Source organism: Nostoc sp. (assembly GCF_036919595.1).
Lineage (GTDB): Bacteria > Cyanobacteriota > Cyanobacteriia > Cyanobacteriales > Nostocaceae > Nostoc.
Map to the genome: position 1 here is coordinate 14,206 of NZ_JBALCO010000095.1, position 15,405 is coordinate 29,610.

At 41.5% G+C, this 15,405-nt stretch carries 14 protein-coding genes, 3 pseudogenes and 1 riboswitch; of the genes and pseudogenes, 7 read left to right on the top strand and 10 right to left on the bottom strand.

What is annotated here, in order from left to right:
• Positions 1–59 precede the first annotated feature (59 nt).
• Entirely contained in the window at positions 60–206 is a 147-nt protein-coding gene (locus V7K21_RS14250; RefSeq protein ID WP_335175305.1) for a hypothetical protein, read from the bottom strand.
• Between V7K21_RS14250 and V7K21_RS14255 the strand changes: the two are divergent.
• The 5 genes and pseudogenes from V7K21_RS14255 to V7K21_RS14275 all read left to right on the top strand — a co-directional run bounded on the left by V7K21_RS14255 (position 143) and on the right by V7K21_RS14275 (position 1,307).
• Positions 143–322 (top strand): annotated as a pseudogene (locus V7K21_RS14255) (high light inducible protein). The gene V7K21_RS14250 and the pseudogene V7K21_RS14255 overlap by 64 nt on opposite strands.
• 45 nt (positions 323–367) lie before the next feature.
• A complete protein-coding gene (locus tag V7K21_RS14260; RefSeq protein ID WP_334794158.1) occupies positions 368–580 on the top strand; it encodes a high light inducible protein in 213 nt (70 codons plus the stop codon).
• 45 nt (positions 581–625) lie between these two features.
• Positions 626–838, top strand: a complete 213-nt coding sequence (locus tag V7K21_RS14265) for a high light inducible protein (RefSeq protein ID WP_335175242.1) — start codon at positions 626–628, stop codon at positions 836–838.
• A 45-nt stretch (positions 839–883) separates the two neighbouring features.
• Entirely contained in the window at positions 884–1,096 is a 213-nt protein-coding gene (locus V7K21_RS14270; protein WP_335175244.1) for a high light inducible protein, read from the top strand.
• Between the two features lie 88 nt (positions 1,097–1,184).
• Positions 1,185–1,307 (top strand): hypothetical protein, encoded by a 123-nt coding sequence (locus V7K21_RS14275; protein WP_335175246.1) that lies wholly within the window; start codon positions 1,185–1,187, stop codon positions 1,305–1,307.
• 90 nt (positions 1,308–1,397) lie between these two features.
• On the opposite strand, the gene V7K21_RS14280 is transcribed toward V7K21_RS14275, so the two are convergent.
• The 3 genes and pseudogenes from V7K21_RS14280 to V7K21_RS14290 form a co-directional block, all read right to left on the bottom strand.
• Entirely contained in the window at positions 1,398–2,018 is a 621-nt protein-coding gene (locus V7K21_RS14280) for a universal stress protein (RefSeq protein WP_335175301.1), read from the bottom strand.
• Between the two features lie 200 nt (positions 2,019–2,218).
• A riboswitch (cyclic di-AMP (ydaO/yuaA leader) is annotated at positions 2,219–2,333 on the bottom strand.
• Between the two features lie 47 nt (positions 2,334–2,380).
• Positions 2,381–3,256 (bottom strand): annotated as a pseudogene (locus V7K21_RS14285) (nitrate ABC transporter ATP-binding protein).
• Between the two features lie 53 nt (positions 3,257–3,309).
• Positions 3,310–3,874 (bottom strand): annotated as a pseudogene (locus V7K21_RS14290) (ABC transporter substrate-binding protein).
• 138 nt (positions 3,875–4,012) lie between these two features.
• On the opposite strand from V7K21_RS14290, the gene V7K21_RS14295 reads away from it, so the two are divergent.
• Positions 4,013–5,203 (top strand): sensor histidine kinase, encoded by a 1,191-nt coding sequence (locus V7K21_RS14295; RefSeq protein ID WP_335175248.1) that lies wholly within the window; start codon positions 4,013–4,015, stop codon positions 5,201–5,203.
• Between the two features lie 58 nt (positions 5,204–5,261).
• Here V7K21_RS14295 and rnc read toward each other — a convergent pair whose 3' ends face one another.
• The 5 genes from rnc to V7K21_RS14325 form a co-directional block, all read right to left on the bottom strand.
• Positions 5,262–5,948 (bottom strand): ribonuclease III, encoded by a 687-nt coding sequence (gene rnc, locus V7K21_RS14300; RefSeq protein WP_335175250.1) that lies wholly within the window; start codon positions 5,946–5,948, stop codon positions 5,262–5,264.
• Positions 5,949–6,247: 299 nt separating this feature from the next.
• Positions 6,248–6,619, bottom strand: a complete 372-nt coding sequence (locus V7K21_RS14305; protein ID WP_335175252.1) for an acyl carrier protein — start codon at positions 6,617–6,619, stop codon at positions 6,248–6,250.
• A 736-nt stretch (positions 6,620–7,355) separates the two neighbouring features.
• Positions 7,356–7,688, bottom strand: a complete 333-nt coding sequence (locus V7K21_RS14315; protein ID WP_335175254.1) for a GlcG/HbpS family heme-binding protein — start codon at positions 7,686–7,688, stop codon at positions 7,356–7,358.
• Positions 7,689–7,796: 108 nt separating this feature from the next.
• Entirely contained in the window at positions 7,797–8,897 is a 1,101-nt protein-coding gene (locus V7K21_RS14320) for an LLM class flavin-dependent oxidoreductase (protein WP_335175256.1), read from the bottom strand.
• 192 nt (positions 8,898–9,089) lie between these two features.
• On the bottom strand, positions 9,090–9,872 hold the full coding sequence (locus tag V7K21_RS14325) for a class II aldolase/adducin family protein (RefSeq protein ID WP_335175258.1): 783 nt from the start codon (positions 9,870–9,872) through the stop codon (positions 9,090–9,092).
• A 698-nt stretch (positions 9,873–10,570) separates the two neighbouring features.
• Between V7K21_RS14325 and V7K21_RS14330 the strand changes: the two genes are divergently transcribed.
• On the top strand, positions 10,571–13,078 hold the full coding sequence (locus tag V7K21_RS14330) for a BsuBI/PstI family type II restriction endonuclease (RefSeq protein WP_335175260.1): 2,508 nt from the start codon (positions 10,571–10,573) through the stop codon (positions 13,076–13,078).
• A 124-nt stretch (positions 13,079–13,202) separates the two neighbouring features.
• Here V7K21_RS14330 and V7K21_RS14335 read toward each other — a convergent pair whose 3' ends face one another.
• Positions 13,203–15,047, bottom strand: coding sequence for a tetratricopeptide repeat protein (locus V7K21_RS14335; RefSeq protein WP_335175262.1), 1,845 nt, complete (start codon positions 15,045–15,047; stop codon positions 13,203–13,205).
• Positions 15,048–15,405 lie beyond the last annotated feature (358 nt).

The window sequence follows — 15,405 nt, forward strand, 5'->3', positions numbered from 1 at the left end:
CTATACCAATATGTAGTTGATTATGTGCTTGTAGTTTGTGTCTACAGGCAGAAAGCAATTTAGTTATTAATAGCTACATTAAAGTTAACAAACGAATTGTTAAGGATAACGAAGATGGCAACTTGTTCTTCCAGACAGAGATTTGTCAGTAATTGCAACAGAAGGTAATGGTTGCGATCGCAATTATTTTCTGTTTGGCTGGACACATCAAGCCTAAATCTGGAACTGTCGTTTAGCAATCATTGGCTTTCTTGCCTATTTACTTTGGGATTTAGCCGGCTATAGCGTCCTGCGTGACGTCCTACATCTGATTGGCTACTAGATAGAAATTAAACACCTAAAAAGCTACTAAATTTTGGAGAAACAAATGGCAACTAAAGAAACTCGTCCTTCTACTGATTTACCACCTGTTGCAACAGAATACAACGGCGTAGATCGCAATGCTTTTCTGTTTGGCTTTACTCCTCAAGCGGAAATTTGGAATGGTCGCTTGGCAGCCATTGGCTTTCTTGCTTATTTACTTTGGGACTTAGCCGGTTATAGTGTCCTGCGCGACGTCCTACATCTGATTGGCTACTAGATAGAAATTAAACACCTAAAAAGTTACTAAATTTTGGAGAAAAAAATGGCAATTAAAGAAACTCGTCCTTCTACTGATTTACCACCTGTTGCAGCATCATACAACGGCGTAGATCGCAATGCTTTTCTTTTTGGCTTTACTCCTCAAGCGGAAATTTGGAACGGTCGCTTGGCAGCTATTGGCTTTCTTGCCTATTTACTGTGGGACTTAGCCGGCTATAGTGTCTTGCGCGATGTTTTACATCTGATTGGCTACTAGATAGAAATTAAACACCTAAAAAGCTACTAAATTTTGGAGAAACAAATGGCAATTAAAGAAACTCGTCCTTCTACTGATTTACCACCTGTTGCAACAGAATACAACGGCGTAGATCGCAATGCTTTTCTGTTTGGCTTTACTCCTCAAGCGGAAATTTGGAATGGTCGCTTGGCAGCCATTGGCTTTCTTGCTTATTTACTTTGGGACTTAGCCGGTTATAGTGTCCTGCGCGATGTGCTACACCTCATTCAACATTAATGATAACTGAGGAGTTACACTGATTACCTCTGAGGTAGCTCCAGAACAAGGGGATTTTGCCCCTTGTTCGTCTCACCAAGCTTGTTTTGTGCAGTTATCACAAAGAATTGGTACTACTCGTCCTTATAACAATTTACCACCTGTTGCTAAAGCTTACAACCGTGTCGCTTGTAATGCTTTTCTATTTGGTTGGACTCCTCCCGAAATTTAATTGGTTACATAATAGTAAAAAGCCACCTAGTTATAGGTGACTTATATATGATTACAATTTGATAAAAATTACTGAAATTATAAACAGCGATTATTCATCAATACAACTGGGAATACCCAAAACAGCGCAGGGGAAATTAGAACTTAATGCCTCAATCATCGGATGATTAATAGATTGGCAACCGAGAAACAGAATATCGGCAGTTTCTGAGTCAACAACTTTCTTAAGTTCTGTGGAAATGCAGCCAAACCGCAAATGAGATTTAAAAGAACCCTGCCATTCTTCAGCCAGACTCCGGGCTTGCCAAAGAATTATATCTGCTTGTTGCAGGGGAGTTACCACTGTCTGCAATTGGGGTTGAGTTAATACCAATGTGACAGACTTTGATACTTCACTAACTTGACACTCTAATGAAGTCTGTTGTATTGGAAAACTCAAGATATTTGGATACTGGCTGCTTTGATTGTCTTCTAGCACATAAACGGCTTGAACTGTAACTTGTGCATTAGTGGCTAAACGCGTTTGATGGGCAATCCAGAAAGCAATATCTAGTGCCGTATGACTGTTAGGAGATGCGTCATAGGCAACAATTAAATTAACTGCTTTTGCTTGTTGAGGTTTTTTAGAAAAAGATTTTTTTGGTTCTGGCAGTAGTACCATTTGTTCAATTAAGTCATTTCGACCTGTGGCACTTTGCAGACGTGCTAACATTGGCTTGATTTGCACAGCTTTACTTCTCCCAATGAAATGAATTAACAATTGAGAAGCAGGGCGACAAATTTTGGATTTTGGACTTCGGCTACGCTCAGTCGAACGATTTTGGATTTTAGATTGAGTGACGATAACCAAAATCTCAAATCTGAAATCAGTCAAGGAAACCCCAATAATAACTGTATTACAGCCAAGGTCTTGGGGGTTCCTTCCATTGCCTACGGAGTTAGCTGACGGGCTAAGACTGGAAGGTGTCTCTCGTAAGATTAGCCCCAAACATTGGTTCCTCCGTTCCAAATCCAGCTTTCATGAATTTGAATTAGGCTACCCACTGAAAAAAATGATAATCTAATTTACTCGTCTTAGGCAAAATGTCGATCAAGGAAATTTAAGGCGTAGTTGCGGAATTCAAAATATTTTTTTGAGTTTCGCATGGCGACGCGAGCCTCTTTCAAAGCAGCTTCTCCTAACGGAGACGCTTTGCGAACGCTAACGCGTGGACGCTTAAAAGGAACTTCCAATATCTCCCCTATACTAGCAGCCGGGCCATTGGTCATCAATAGGATGCGATCGGACATATAAATTGCTTCATCTACATCGTGGGTAATCATCATCACTGCTTGCCGATTATTTTCCCAAATATCTAATGCTTGCCGCTCCAATTTGCCACGAGTTAGTGCATCTAGTGCCCCAAAAGGTTCATCCATCAGTAACATTTTCGGACGAATTGCTAAAGCTCTGGCAACACCTACTCGTTGTTTCATACCTCCAGAAATTTCATCAGGATATTTGTCAGCCGCCGCCGTCAAGTTTACCATTGCCAAGTGCTGATTTACAATGCTAATTTTTTCAGCCCGATTAGCATTTTTTAACACTTCATCCACGGCTAAACGGATATTTTCTCGTACTGTGAACTAAGGTAACAGCGAATAGTTCTGAAATACCACCATCCTTTGAGCTCCTGGCTGACGAATTTCTTGTCCATCTAGCCTTACTGAGCCGGAAGTGGCTTTTTTTAACCCAGCTACTATCTTTAGTAGAGCTGATTTTCCATAACCTGAGTGACCAATTACAGAAATATATTCATCTTCACCAATCGTCAGATTAACCCCATCTAAAACGACAAAGTTATCTTTATCAGGTGTCGGATAAGACTTGACTAAATTTTAAATTTCTAAAAATCCAGGGCGGGACAGAACTTCGCTCTGGGTATTAATAGGTAATGAGGTATATTCCATCATCAAATGCTCCGGAAATAATTTAGTCATCAGTCAATATTTGAACTTGTAATTTAAGACGTGAAAAAGTTAGTAGGAGCGTTAGCCCTGATGGCAAAACTATTCAGATAGCCCACAGGATCACTGGGGTCGAAGCCTTTCTTATCTAGAAATACCTCTGGTGGTTCGACCTTGTAATCATCCTTGGGACATTTGATGCCCATTTGAGATGCTATCTCCCGATATAAATCTGTTCTCCAACCTTGTGCAGCTAGTTTTTCAGCATTTTTAGAGAATTTCTTAATTTGTCCCCACCGCGCTGCTTGTGTCATCAACCAGATACTACGGGTGAAGCATCTAGGCGACCAAAAATTAGACCGTCGCGGGAGGTAGCCCAACTGGCTTCGCGGTTGAGTGTGACTTCAAACCATATTTGCGGAAGAAGCCTTTTTTCCAGGCGATCGCAAATGGCGCACAATCATTAACAGGAACGTAACCAACGGTAAGATCGGATTTTTCTAAGTCTTGGGATCTAATTACTGGTTGAACAGCTAAGGCTTCTTCAGTTAGTCCTTTGGCGGATCTATCTCCTGAAATTCCACAGGAGGACAGCGTTATTCCCGTTGTGGTTGTTCCTATTCCTTAAATAGAAAAAAAATAAAATCTATTTCTTTTGGTAGGTGAACTAAATTGCTTAATTTGGTTAAAGACACTGCACTAGCTAAACTAATTGCATATCGAAGTTTACTCATCTATCTCTTAGCTGAATTTAACAAAATGGATTTTAGTCAAGTACTGGCTGAAAAAACGGACACCATCATAGATAAATGGATTGCAGCAGTTCGCAAGGATAGACGGATTGAAAGTGCTGATGACCTATCTTATACAGCGGTAAAGGATCATATCCCTGATGTTTTAAAAGCAATGGTAACGGTGCTTTCAAAATCTCAAGATAATGATATTGAGTCAATAGTTACTGCTAGTTTTCAGCATGGGATTATTCGAGCGGAACAAGGTTTTGATCCAGCAGAAATTGCTAGAGAATATCATTTGCTGCGAACAGTAATATTTGATACTATACAACCAGATTTATTGAACGGAACACCTGTAGAGATAATTCGTTCTATGCGTTTGATTGACGCTATTATAGACGAAGCGATCGCCCGGTGTTTCAAAAGTTATGTTGAGGAGCGGTTGCGAGAATTACAGCAGTTGCAGTCATCACTAACACTCCATAATCAGGAACTCACACGCTTGATTAGCGCTAATCAAGAATATCTTTCGCAATTAGCCCACGAATTGAAACATCCTCTAACTTCCATTATTGGTTACTCGGATCTGTTTTTACGCCAACAACGACGAAAGACACAGGTGAAGGACACCTCTGCCAATTTAGAACATATTGAGCGGGTACTACGCAATGGTAGACAATTACTCCACCTAATTAATGATGTATTAGAACTTTCGCGGTATGACGCAGGTCAGATAAAACTCCGCCTAGCATCCACCGATGTGCGTGAATTAATCAATAATGTGTGTGAAATGTTGGAACCTTTAGCTGCTGGGAAAAATTTAAAAATCGTAGTAGATTGCGATCGCGCTCCCAAAAAATTAATCACAGATTCTTTTCAATTCCAACAAATTGCTACAAATCTTATCAGTAATGCGATTCGCTATACAGAGTTGGGGACTGTTATTATAATGTGTCAGGTGTTGGAGAACCAGAGATGGGCGATCGCAGTTTGTGACACTGGAATTGGCATTGCACCTGAAAACCAATCCCAGATATTTGAACCCTACTTTCGCGTCAGTTTTAGCGATCGTCCCTATCTTCCTGATAGCACAGGATTGGGATTAGCGATCGTTTCCCGCTTGGTGAAACTACTACAAGGTACAATTAACCTAGTATCTGAAGTGGGAGTTGGTTCTACCTTTACCGTAATTTTGCCTTTAGAAATAGAGAGTTGATTTCGCGCCAAGACGTAAAATTTTTCTCTGCACCTCTGCGTGAAATCAAAAAACATTTTTACAATAAACCTTGTTTTTTTAACTTAGCTAGCGCATCCTCAGCAGCAGCTTTCTCTGCATCTTTCTTATTGCGTCCTTTACCTTCCCCGTAAATTGTTCCATCTACCAATACTTTTGCTATGAATTCTGGCGCGTGAGAAGGGCCTCCTATATGTTCTGTGAAATATTTAGGAGGAGTTGGGGTAACGTTACGTTGCACCCATTCTTGAAAGCGATTTTTTGAGTCTACATTAGAACGAGACACAACTATATGCTTAGGATCTACAGAATCAAATAGCGGTTCTATGATTGCGCGAACTGCATCAATATCTGAATTTTTATCCAAATAGTAAGCACCAAGGACAGCTTCAAAGGTGCTACTGAGCAAATTAGGATTTTGGTAGCCTCCGTCTCGAATTGCGCCTTTTCCTAACCGCATCCTAAAGTCTAAACCTACTTCCTCTGCGAACTTTGCCAATTGCTTCTCATCTACCAGCGCCGAACGCCGCCGCGTTAATTCATCTTCTCCCATTTCTGCGTGACAATTATATAGATACTCGCCACTTAAGAAATTCAGCAAAGCATCACCAAGAAACTCTAAGCGTTCGTTATGTTCGCCTTCTCCAGGGTTTTCATGGACATAAGAACGGTGGGTAAGCGAACGGCGGAGAAGTTTTTCATCATGGAATATTAGAACTTTGTGCATTTTATCTCGGGAATTGCTGCGTAAATTGACTGTTGGGAAACTTTACAAATGTACTTTTATTCAGATATGAAAAAACCGCAAACTGTGATGTATTGATAAAACCCAGTTTTATACTCAACTGGGTTTTTCAAACATCCTCTAATGGTCAGCGCTTACACTGTCATGGAATCAAATTTATCTTCATCGCCCTCATTAACTGTCAATAAAATTACAATTACTCCCTAAACCCCACACGTCAAGGCACTAGGACATAGTGCGACAATATCTCTTTTTTCACACTATGAGCCACTGCGGGAGATTTAATGCATAGCATTTCCAAGTTTTAAATAAATAAAGTCAACAAGCTCCTTAATAGTCATAGATGTTTTGCCATTGAATTCTTCATCGGCAATTTCAATGTCAAATTCTTCTTCTAAAGCCATTGATAACTCTACCCCATCTAAGGGTTTCATTCCAAGCGAATTTTCTGGATATGAACATTGACTAAAATCTAAAACAGAGCCATAGACTGTAGTGACATGATCATATTCCTGTCCTAAAAAAAGAGTATCATCTAGGTTTATATCTTCATCCTGTATTGATAAGGTCTCCAAGATGAGTTTCTCAACTCTTTTAAAAATCTCTTCATTTGATAATTGAACTTTGTTATCCTGCTTATCTGGAATTTGCATATCTTCAGGCAAGCTTACTTAATAAGCATAAAGTTCTCTACCGTCGCTTTCGTTTGGTTTAAGTCTCAGCCGTAGAATTCCTGGCTTCCTACCAGGTTTCGCGTCATCCTTTCCCCTGAAAATCTACCCAAACATCTTGTCTTCCCGTTGAAAGTCTAGTCAATCAGTTGACTTGACATTGGGCTGAATATTCAGCCGAAGGGATGACACGAAGCTCGGCAGGAAACTAGGAATTCTGCTGCTGAGACAACACCAAAAACCTACGCTTTAGAGTGCGGTTATTTTGCTGTCGTTAAATATACATTGCCATAGTTTATACTAGATGTCAAGAAGTTATTCATGAAGATTCGTCAAAGCGATCGTCCATATCTATCAAGTTTTAAAATCATCTATGCAAAAGTGTTGAATGTTATGAAATCTGCTATCAAAATAGCCGAAAATATTTTGAAATTTGGGCTAACTTTTAAAATATAATGATTATAAATTAATTTTTCCAGATTGTAAAAGATATCCTTAGCCCTTTGCTTAAAAATGATTATCCAGTTTTGAATAGCCATCTTATTGTTGAGTGTTGGTTAGTTTATGCACTGGATAATAGTTGAACGAGTATGCATGATTTTTTAAAAAAATCGAATTAGATATCTGGTGAAAAAAGAGACGTAGCACTGCTACGTCTCTACAAGGGTTCTGGATAAGCTATATTTAATTTCTGGAGATTGTCTATTCGACTCTATGGTTAATCAATGGGGTCAGCACCGATCGCACCAAGAGCTACTTTAGCGCTCGCGATATCCTGCTCAACAGTGCCACCACCGACGCCAATGGCTCCCACATCCACGCCACCAAAACGGATAGGCAGACCACCCCCAAGATTGGTTAACAAATTTCCAGATGCTAAGGGTAATGCCACTGCTAGGTTATCTGAGAATGTCCCAGTGGGGCGGCGGATTGAAGCAGCGGTTTGGGCTTTGCGTTTGCTGGTTTCGATGCTATGGGGAGTTGCCCCATCACCATGCACAAAGGCAATCAGAGTCAAAAACGAGTTGTAAACAGCAATAGATACAGCCAACTCCCAGACTGCGGCTTTCTTTTAAAGCAGCTTTAGCAGCTGCTAATGCCGTATCAACTGTGATTAATTCAACAGTTCTAGTAGACGCAGATGTTTGTACCATGATTATTAACTCGCGACTCCAACCGTTTGCCGTTCTCGCCGTGCGACTTCTGCATGTACTAAAGGAATGACATCACGCCCATAAGCGATCGCATCCTCTAGGGGATCAAAGCCCCGGATTAACAAGGTAGTCACACCCGCATCATAGTAATCAACTAAAGCCTCTGCTACTTGTTCTGGTGTACCCACTAGAGCTGTAGTGTTTCCTGCCGCACCAGTAGCTGCTGCGATCGGTGTCCATAGACGCTTATCGTAAACTTCATTTTTGGCTGCAAAATCCAGCAGACGTTGTGACCCTACCGCCTGGGGTCTAGCTGGGGTAGCTATTTTCGCCCCTCCTCGCAAGTCTTGAATTCGCGCTAAAATGCTATGTGCTTTCTCCCAAGCCTGTTGTTCTGTAGCACCAAGAATAGGTCGCAGGGAGACGCTGAAGCGAACGGAACGACCGAGTGGTAAGGCAGCACGTACCTGTGCTATTCGTTCTTTAACTGCGGCAATTGGCTCACCCCACAAGGCGTAGACATTACTGTGTTTAGCTCCTACCTGTACGGCTGGGCCAGATGCACCACCAAAGTAAAGCGGGATGTGGGGCTTTTGCAGCGGCTTAATCGCCGAGAAAGCATCCTTGAGGCGGTAAAATTCTCCTTCGTAATCAAAGGGAGTGTCGCTTGTCCAGATGCGACGAAGGATTTCTAAATATTCATCGGTGCGGCGGTAGCGGCTGTCATGATCCAGCCAGTCGCCATCTTTCTGCTGGTCAGCATCACTGCCACCAGTAATGATATGTATTGCTATCCGACCGTTGGTAAAATGGTCAAGGGTAGCTGCCTTGCGAGCTGCCAAAGTTGGAGCCACAAAACCCGGACGATGAGCAATCAAAAAGCCCAGGCGCTCGGTTGCTGAAGCTGCGAAACTAGCAATAGTCAAACCATCAGGGCTACTAGAACTATAGCCAATCAATACTTTGTCAAAACCTCCTTCTTCATGGGCTTTGGCAAATTCACGAACATAAGCTGGATCAATGATGTCATCGCCCAGACTACCTGCTGCACTATTTAATTCCGAAGCTGGTTTTGTCCGGATCAATCCAATAAATTCAACTGGCATAATTAATTCTCCTGAAAATGTTGGGGACAAGGGGACTGGGGAGTAAGAATTTTAGATTCTAGACTTTCCTGCGGAACGCTACGCGAACGGCTACGCTCAGTCGAACGATTTTGGGTTAAAAAATTGAAATTTAATCTAAAATCATCAATCCAAAATCCAAAATTGAATTGCCCAATGCTCAATACCTAATACCTAATCAAATAAATCTGGTTGGTCGTGGGTAATTTCATCCCACAAATATTGGAATCCACCCCAGCCTGCTTGGTGAGTACCACCGCGTTGTTGTATTTTTAAGGCGATGTCGTGGTCAATCAGGATGGGTTTTCCTACGGCTTCTGCTAGCAATTGCGCCTTAGCAGTATCCTCTAACCTGATGTACCACCAAGCGGCTTCATCCACACTGTGTCCCACGGTCAATATTCCGTGGTTGCGTAAAATCGCAGCTTTGCTTTTGCCTAGTCCCTGAGCAATGCGTTTTCCTTCACTTGTCTCCAATACAATGCCTGTAAAATCATCAAATAGAGCATGATCTTGGTAGAAAGCACAGGAATCTTGGGTAATTGGGTCAAGCAACCGACCTAAAGTTGACCAAGTTTTGCCGTAGAAGGAATGGGCATGAGCCGCTGCGATGACATCAGGGCGGGCTTCATGGATTTGAGAGTGAATGGCAAACGCTGCTTGACTAACTTTGCCTTCACCTTGGACTACCTGACCTTCACTATTCACTAGTATCAGGTCTGATACCCGAATGCGACTGAAATGTATCCCAAAGGGATTGACCCAAAAGTGATCCGTAAGTTCGGGATCACGGGCAGTTATGTGTCCTGCCAATCCTTGAGCAAAACCTAAACGTGCAAATACCCGAAAGGCTGCTGCCAAGCGTTCTTGGCGATGGCGACGCTCCGATTCAATGGAGACGAAGGTCGGTGGTTGAAAGGGATTGCTGCTGGGGCGGACGAGAGAAGTTTGCACCATAATTTTCAACTCCTACGTATGAATTAGGTAGACGGTGCTGCCTCACTGCTGGTGAAAGCGTCAAGGTTTGTCGTATAGACATCGCTTCACCATTAAACTAGCGAGACAACAAATGATTTATGGTTATGGCTCAATAGGCGATCGCAGTTTTTACCGCTGCAAATACGTATTGTTCAATCAATGTCCAGTGGACAACGCTACAAATAACTTTTAGCTGATAACCGTAAATACGTTACTAATTACCTGATATCAGATTTTAAACTACCTAGTAACAACAAATTTATTAACTAGAATAGTGATACTATCAAATTAACTACGGTAAGTCAATCTACTTGCAGTAGTTTAAACTACAATGAAGTTATCACAGTTCATTTAAATAAGCAAGCTCAATATGGAGTTTTGCTGGAAAATATACTTGAGGGGAATGTTATCTCTGTTGTATGGAGACTGTTGCGATTCGTTAAGCTGTGGAGCGATCGCTGAAATTTGCGATGCCTACGGCGGTAAACTAGGCACGGTTTTTTCGATTATTACTAGGACTAATCCTATTTAAGGTTTTGCACAAGGCGATCGCAAATGTGATCTGCTTCAGGTATAAGGATGCTGTAAAGTTGTTGTAAATTTGATAGCAATTAAAAAAACAGACCGTGATCGTCCCATCAAGCAGTAGAGCGTTCGTAGCAAGTCATAACAGTAATTTGAGCTTTACCAGCCTCGCAGAACTATTAAGTGGAAACTTGCTTGCAGAAGTGGATCTTCGTCGGGCTGTAGTAAGTTTAAAGCTAAGGCAAGACCAAAAAGGGTCGATGGGTCAGTTTCTGACTCCCGCTTCAGTAGCCCAATTGATGGCTGAAATGTTTAATAGGCTGGATTTGCCTGAAATATCCTTGCTTGATGCTGGAGCAGGAATCGGTTCATTACTAGCCGCTTTTGTGTCAAAAGTATGCCAGCATCGACAACACACGTCAAGTTTGCGCGTTGTAGCATACGAAATTGACCCTCTTCTAATTGGATATTTGCATCAGACTCTAAAGCTATGTGAGAGAGAATGTAAGCATGTGGGTATTTCCTTCAATTACGAAATTCGTGAGACTGATTTTATCGAAGATACAGTCAAGTTGCTTCAGATTGGTTTATTGAATAGTGCAAACGCAACAGAATTTACTCATGCTATTCTCAACCCGCCTTATTTGAAAATCAATGCTCATTCCCAGGTGCGCGAATTGCTGCGTTCCATCGGTTTGGAAACTAGCAATCTTTACACTGGTTTTATGGCTGCTACAGCACAACTTCTAAAACCAAATGGAGAGTTTGTAGCAATTACCCCGCGCAGTTTTTGCAATGGGCCCTATTTCCGTGACTTTCGCAAGATGTTTTTAGAGATGATGGCTTTACAACAAGTACATCTTTTTGAGTCGCGGCAAGAAGCATTTAGTGACGATGATATTTTGCAGGAAACTATCATTATCCAAGCTACAAAACAAAGCCAAAAGTCTAACAGCGTCATCATCAATACCAGTTATGGTGCTAATGATGATTTGATAATGTCACACTCTGTACCATATGCGGACTTAGTTCATCCCGATGATTTAGAGCAGTTTATTCATATTATTCCAGATAAGATTAGCCAACAAATCGTTCAGCGAATGGAACTTTTAACCTGTACGTTGAAAGACTTAGGGCTAACAGTTTCAACTGGACGGGTAGTAGATTTCCGAGCAAAAGATTACTTAAAGACAAATCCAGAAAACAATACCGTTCCTTTAATTTATCCGGTGAATTTATCGAATGGATATGTAGAGTATCCAAAAATCACAAAAAAGCCTCAAGCGATAGTGCATATAGAAGAAACAGCGAATCTTCTAATACCAAATGAACATTATGTCTTATGCAAAAGATTTTCATCGAAAGAAGAGAAAAGGCGTGTTGTTGCAGTGGTTTATAATGCCGACCAATTTAATTATGCCTATGTTGGCTTTGAAAATCACTTGAATTACTTTCATAAAAATGGGCGTGGACTTAGCCTTACTTTGGCTCGTGGGCTTGCTGTTTATCTCAATTCAACCCTAGTTGATTCTTTTTTTAGGTTGTTCAATGGGCATACTCAGGTCAATGCAACAGATTTGCGAAAATTAAAGTACCCTAATTTGTCACAGCTATTATTCTTTGGGACGGCGATTAAAGAGCAGTTTCCTTCCTTGCAAGAAATTGATGAACTTATGGAAAATAAGCTACTGAGTATGTCGAATCAGTCAGATAATAATCCAATTGCAACTAAGTCTCGAATTGATGAAGCGCTGCAAATCTTGACAAAATTGGGCTTTCCACGAGCACAGCTTAACGAACGGTCAGCTTTAAACCTTCTGGCATTGCTTGACTTAAAACCGATAGACTCTTGGGAATTAGCAACTTCCCCTTTTATGGGAATTACGCCGATGATGGGCTTTATGGCTCAACATTATGGCAAAACCTATAAGCCCAATACACGGGAAACAGTTCGCCGCCAGACAGTGCATCAATTTCTGGATGCAGGTTTGATAGTTGCTAATCCAGATGATTTAAGTCGCCCTATCAACAGTCCCAAAACTGTATATCAAATTGAAAACAGTGCGCTCGAACTATTACGAGCCTACGGTACTGACGAATGGGAAAAGAGCATTTGCACCTACCTTGCTTCGGTTGAAACTCTGAAAAAGCAGTATGCTCAAGAACGTGAAATATCCCGTATTCCTATAGTGATTGCAGGGGAAATTAAAACTTTATCGCCAGGTGGTCAGAATATTCTGATTGAAAAAATTATTAATGATTTTGCCCCTCGTTTTACTCCTAGTGGAAAGCTCATCTATGTTGGCGATACAGATGAAAAGTTCGCCCACTTCGATAAAGCAGCATTGCTAGATTTGGGGGTTAACATCGATTCCCACGGCAAAATGCCAGATGTGATCATTCACTTCACAACAAATAACTGGTTGGTGCTGATTGAAGCTGTAACCTCACATGGCCCAATTAATCCCAAACGGAAGAAGGAACTTGAAGTCTTATTCAGAGGTGCCCAAATACCTCTGGTGATGGTAACAACATTTCTCAGTCGTAAGGCAATGGTGGCATATCTGGCAGAGATTGCTTGGGAAACGGATGTTTGGGTTGCTGAAGATTCAACTCACCTGATTCATTTCAATGGTGAATATCTATTGCAGGCTTACTAAATAGAAAAGAAGCAAACTTTTTGAATCTACAACAGAATTCAGGTGTATGCGTAACAATACTCTTGGGTTCAGGCTTGACTCTTTATCAACGTCTCATTTCTTAAACCTGAATCAAATTACTAGTTTACATATCTTGTTTATATTCTTCTAACAATTGCGGAATGTGATCATACCCATCTACACCAATAATCGCAATGATTTTAGGGCGATGTTGCTGTAAGAACTTTTGGAAAGCTTCTGCCCCTATTTGTCCTTGCAAAATTGTCAGTAACCCTGCCGGTTGATGCCACTCACTAGAAGCAATTTGCTCTAAAAGATACATTCCCAAGCAGCCTGTGTAAACAGTTTTTTCAGAATTTTGTAGATGATAATAAGCTTCTGCCAAATAAGCTAAGTTACGCCCTTGCAGATACAAATCGCCGGAAAATTGCGCTGTTTTAAAGCCATCTTCGAGATATTTAATTGCCGTTTGGTGTTGTCCAATTACTAGATAGGCAATTCCTAAGCTGCTGACACACAGGGCTTTACTTTGAATATCGCCTAATTTTTCTGATAATTTTAAACCTTGTTCCAAATAATTAATTGCGGCTTCATAGGTTTCTGGTTCTAAGTTTTCCAATTCTTGAGCCTGCATGACTTCGCTATAACCTAAATTTACCAGCGCGTTGGCTTCTCCTGTGCGATCGCCTGCTTGCCGACTCAATATTAATGCTCGTTGACTGTAGTTGATTGCCTCAGCATAATTTTGCTCTTGCACGTAGGTACGGCTGAGGTGGTTGAGATTGGCAATTTCACAGGGGCGATCGCCTGCATTCCTGGCTATCTCTAGCGCCTGCTGATGAAAATCAAGTGAGCGCTGATATTGTCCCAAAGCACGCTGAGAATAGCCTAAAAGTGTTAAAATTCGCGCCTTTTCCTGGGTTCCCTCACCTTGTCGCAGGGGTTCATCCAAATAATCGAGGGCATCTCGCAAATAAGTGCCAGTAAAAGAGGCAAAAATCCCGCCGTAAAAGGGAAAATACGGACGTTGGGCAAAGGTTCGCAAAATCTGGAGCATAATTTGAGAACAGGCATCGCCGTACACTGTCCCAATGCTGCCAAAACCACTTGCTAACTGACTCCAAATCACTGCAAAGGTCAAAAAAGTTGAAATGGACAACTTTGGCCCGGCTTTAACATTGTAAGCTTGTTGATCAAACCAGTTAATTAGTCCCCGTTGCAAGTACTGTAAAATCAATGCCATTTCCACCCAATCTCTGAGGGTGATTCCCCGTTGTCGCTGGGCAAACTCAATTGCCGATTCTTCCATAGCCAAGGTGCGAAGCAGTGCTTGGGATAATTCACTATTGAGTTGTTTAGCCCAAGTTGCCCAAGGGCCACGTTCTCCGGGTACGCCGCCAAATCCCAAAGATTCTTTTTGCTCGTACATCCAACTGAGCAAGTTGTCTTGCAATCGCTGCCAAGAAGCTAAACCACGGGTAATACCTTCAGAAAATTGTTCTAAATCAGAATCTACCTGAGCAAATTGCTGTAATGCTTTTGACAATTGCTGTAACTGTTGCAAATTTAGCGGATACTTCTGATTGGGGTCAGTAACCCGTAAAAATACCGCCAGCCGATCCTCTGCCGCAGATGTGGTAATTTCTCTAACTGCGGAGGCGATCGCTTCTGTGGCTTTGTTTTGCTCTTGCCAGCGTTGCCATTGACTTTGAATGGTTTTAATGGCTCTTAAACTCCGAGTCGCCTTGCCTTTCTTGAGTTCGTCTTTTTCACTATCTACTTGGCTTTGGAAGGCATTCAGGCGATCGCTCAAAGCTAGCTCAAAGACTTCCCCTGTACCGGAAGTGATTCCTTTAAGCAGCATTTGATACACCATATCAACAGAGCTAATTTTGCCCTTGAGGGTGGTTTCGACAATTTCATCGATTAAGGCAAGATAGCGATCGCGCAATGGCAGAGATTCTGACACTTTGGCTATTAGAGAACGTCACATCAATTCTAATTTTAGTCTTGACAGAGGCAAAGGAGTGGGAAAAATCGGGAATTTCAGTAGTTCAAAAGTTTTCCAGAAGCTTTATCAGCCCTTCATTTGAACTAGGAAACGCAATCCGCCGAAATCAACTGGTGATTTGCCGCTCATTTACCTCGGTTCTGGATGGACTTTCCTGTGAGCGCGACTACTCACGATCTCCAGCCTCAAAAATATTGGCTGAAACCCTTATTTTTCCAGCTAATTTTTCGAGATACTGAAGTTTTTTAAGTATCTTAACTGTTTTATTCGTAATTCATTTATTTATAAATAATATATTCAAAAATCATTATCTTTA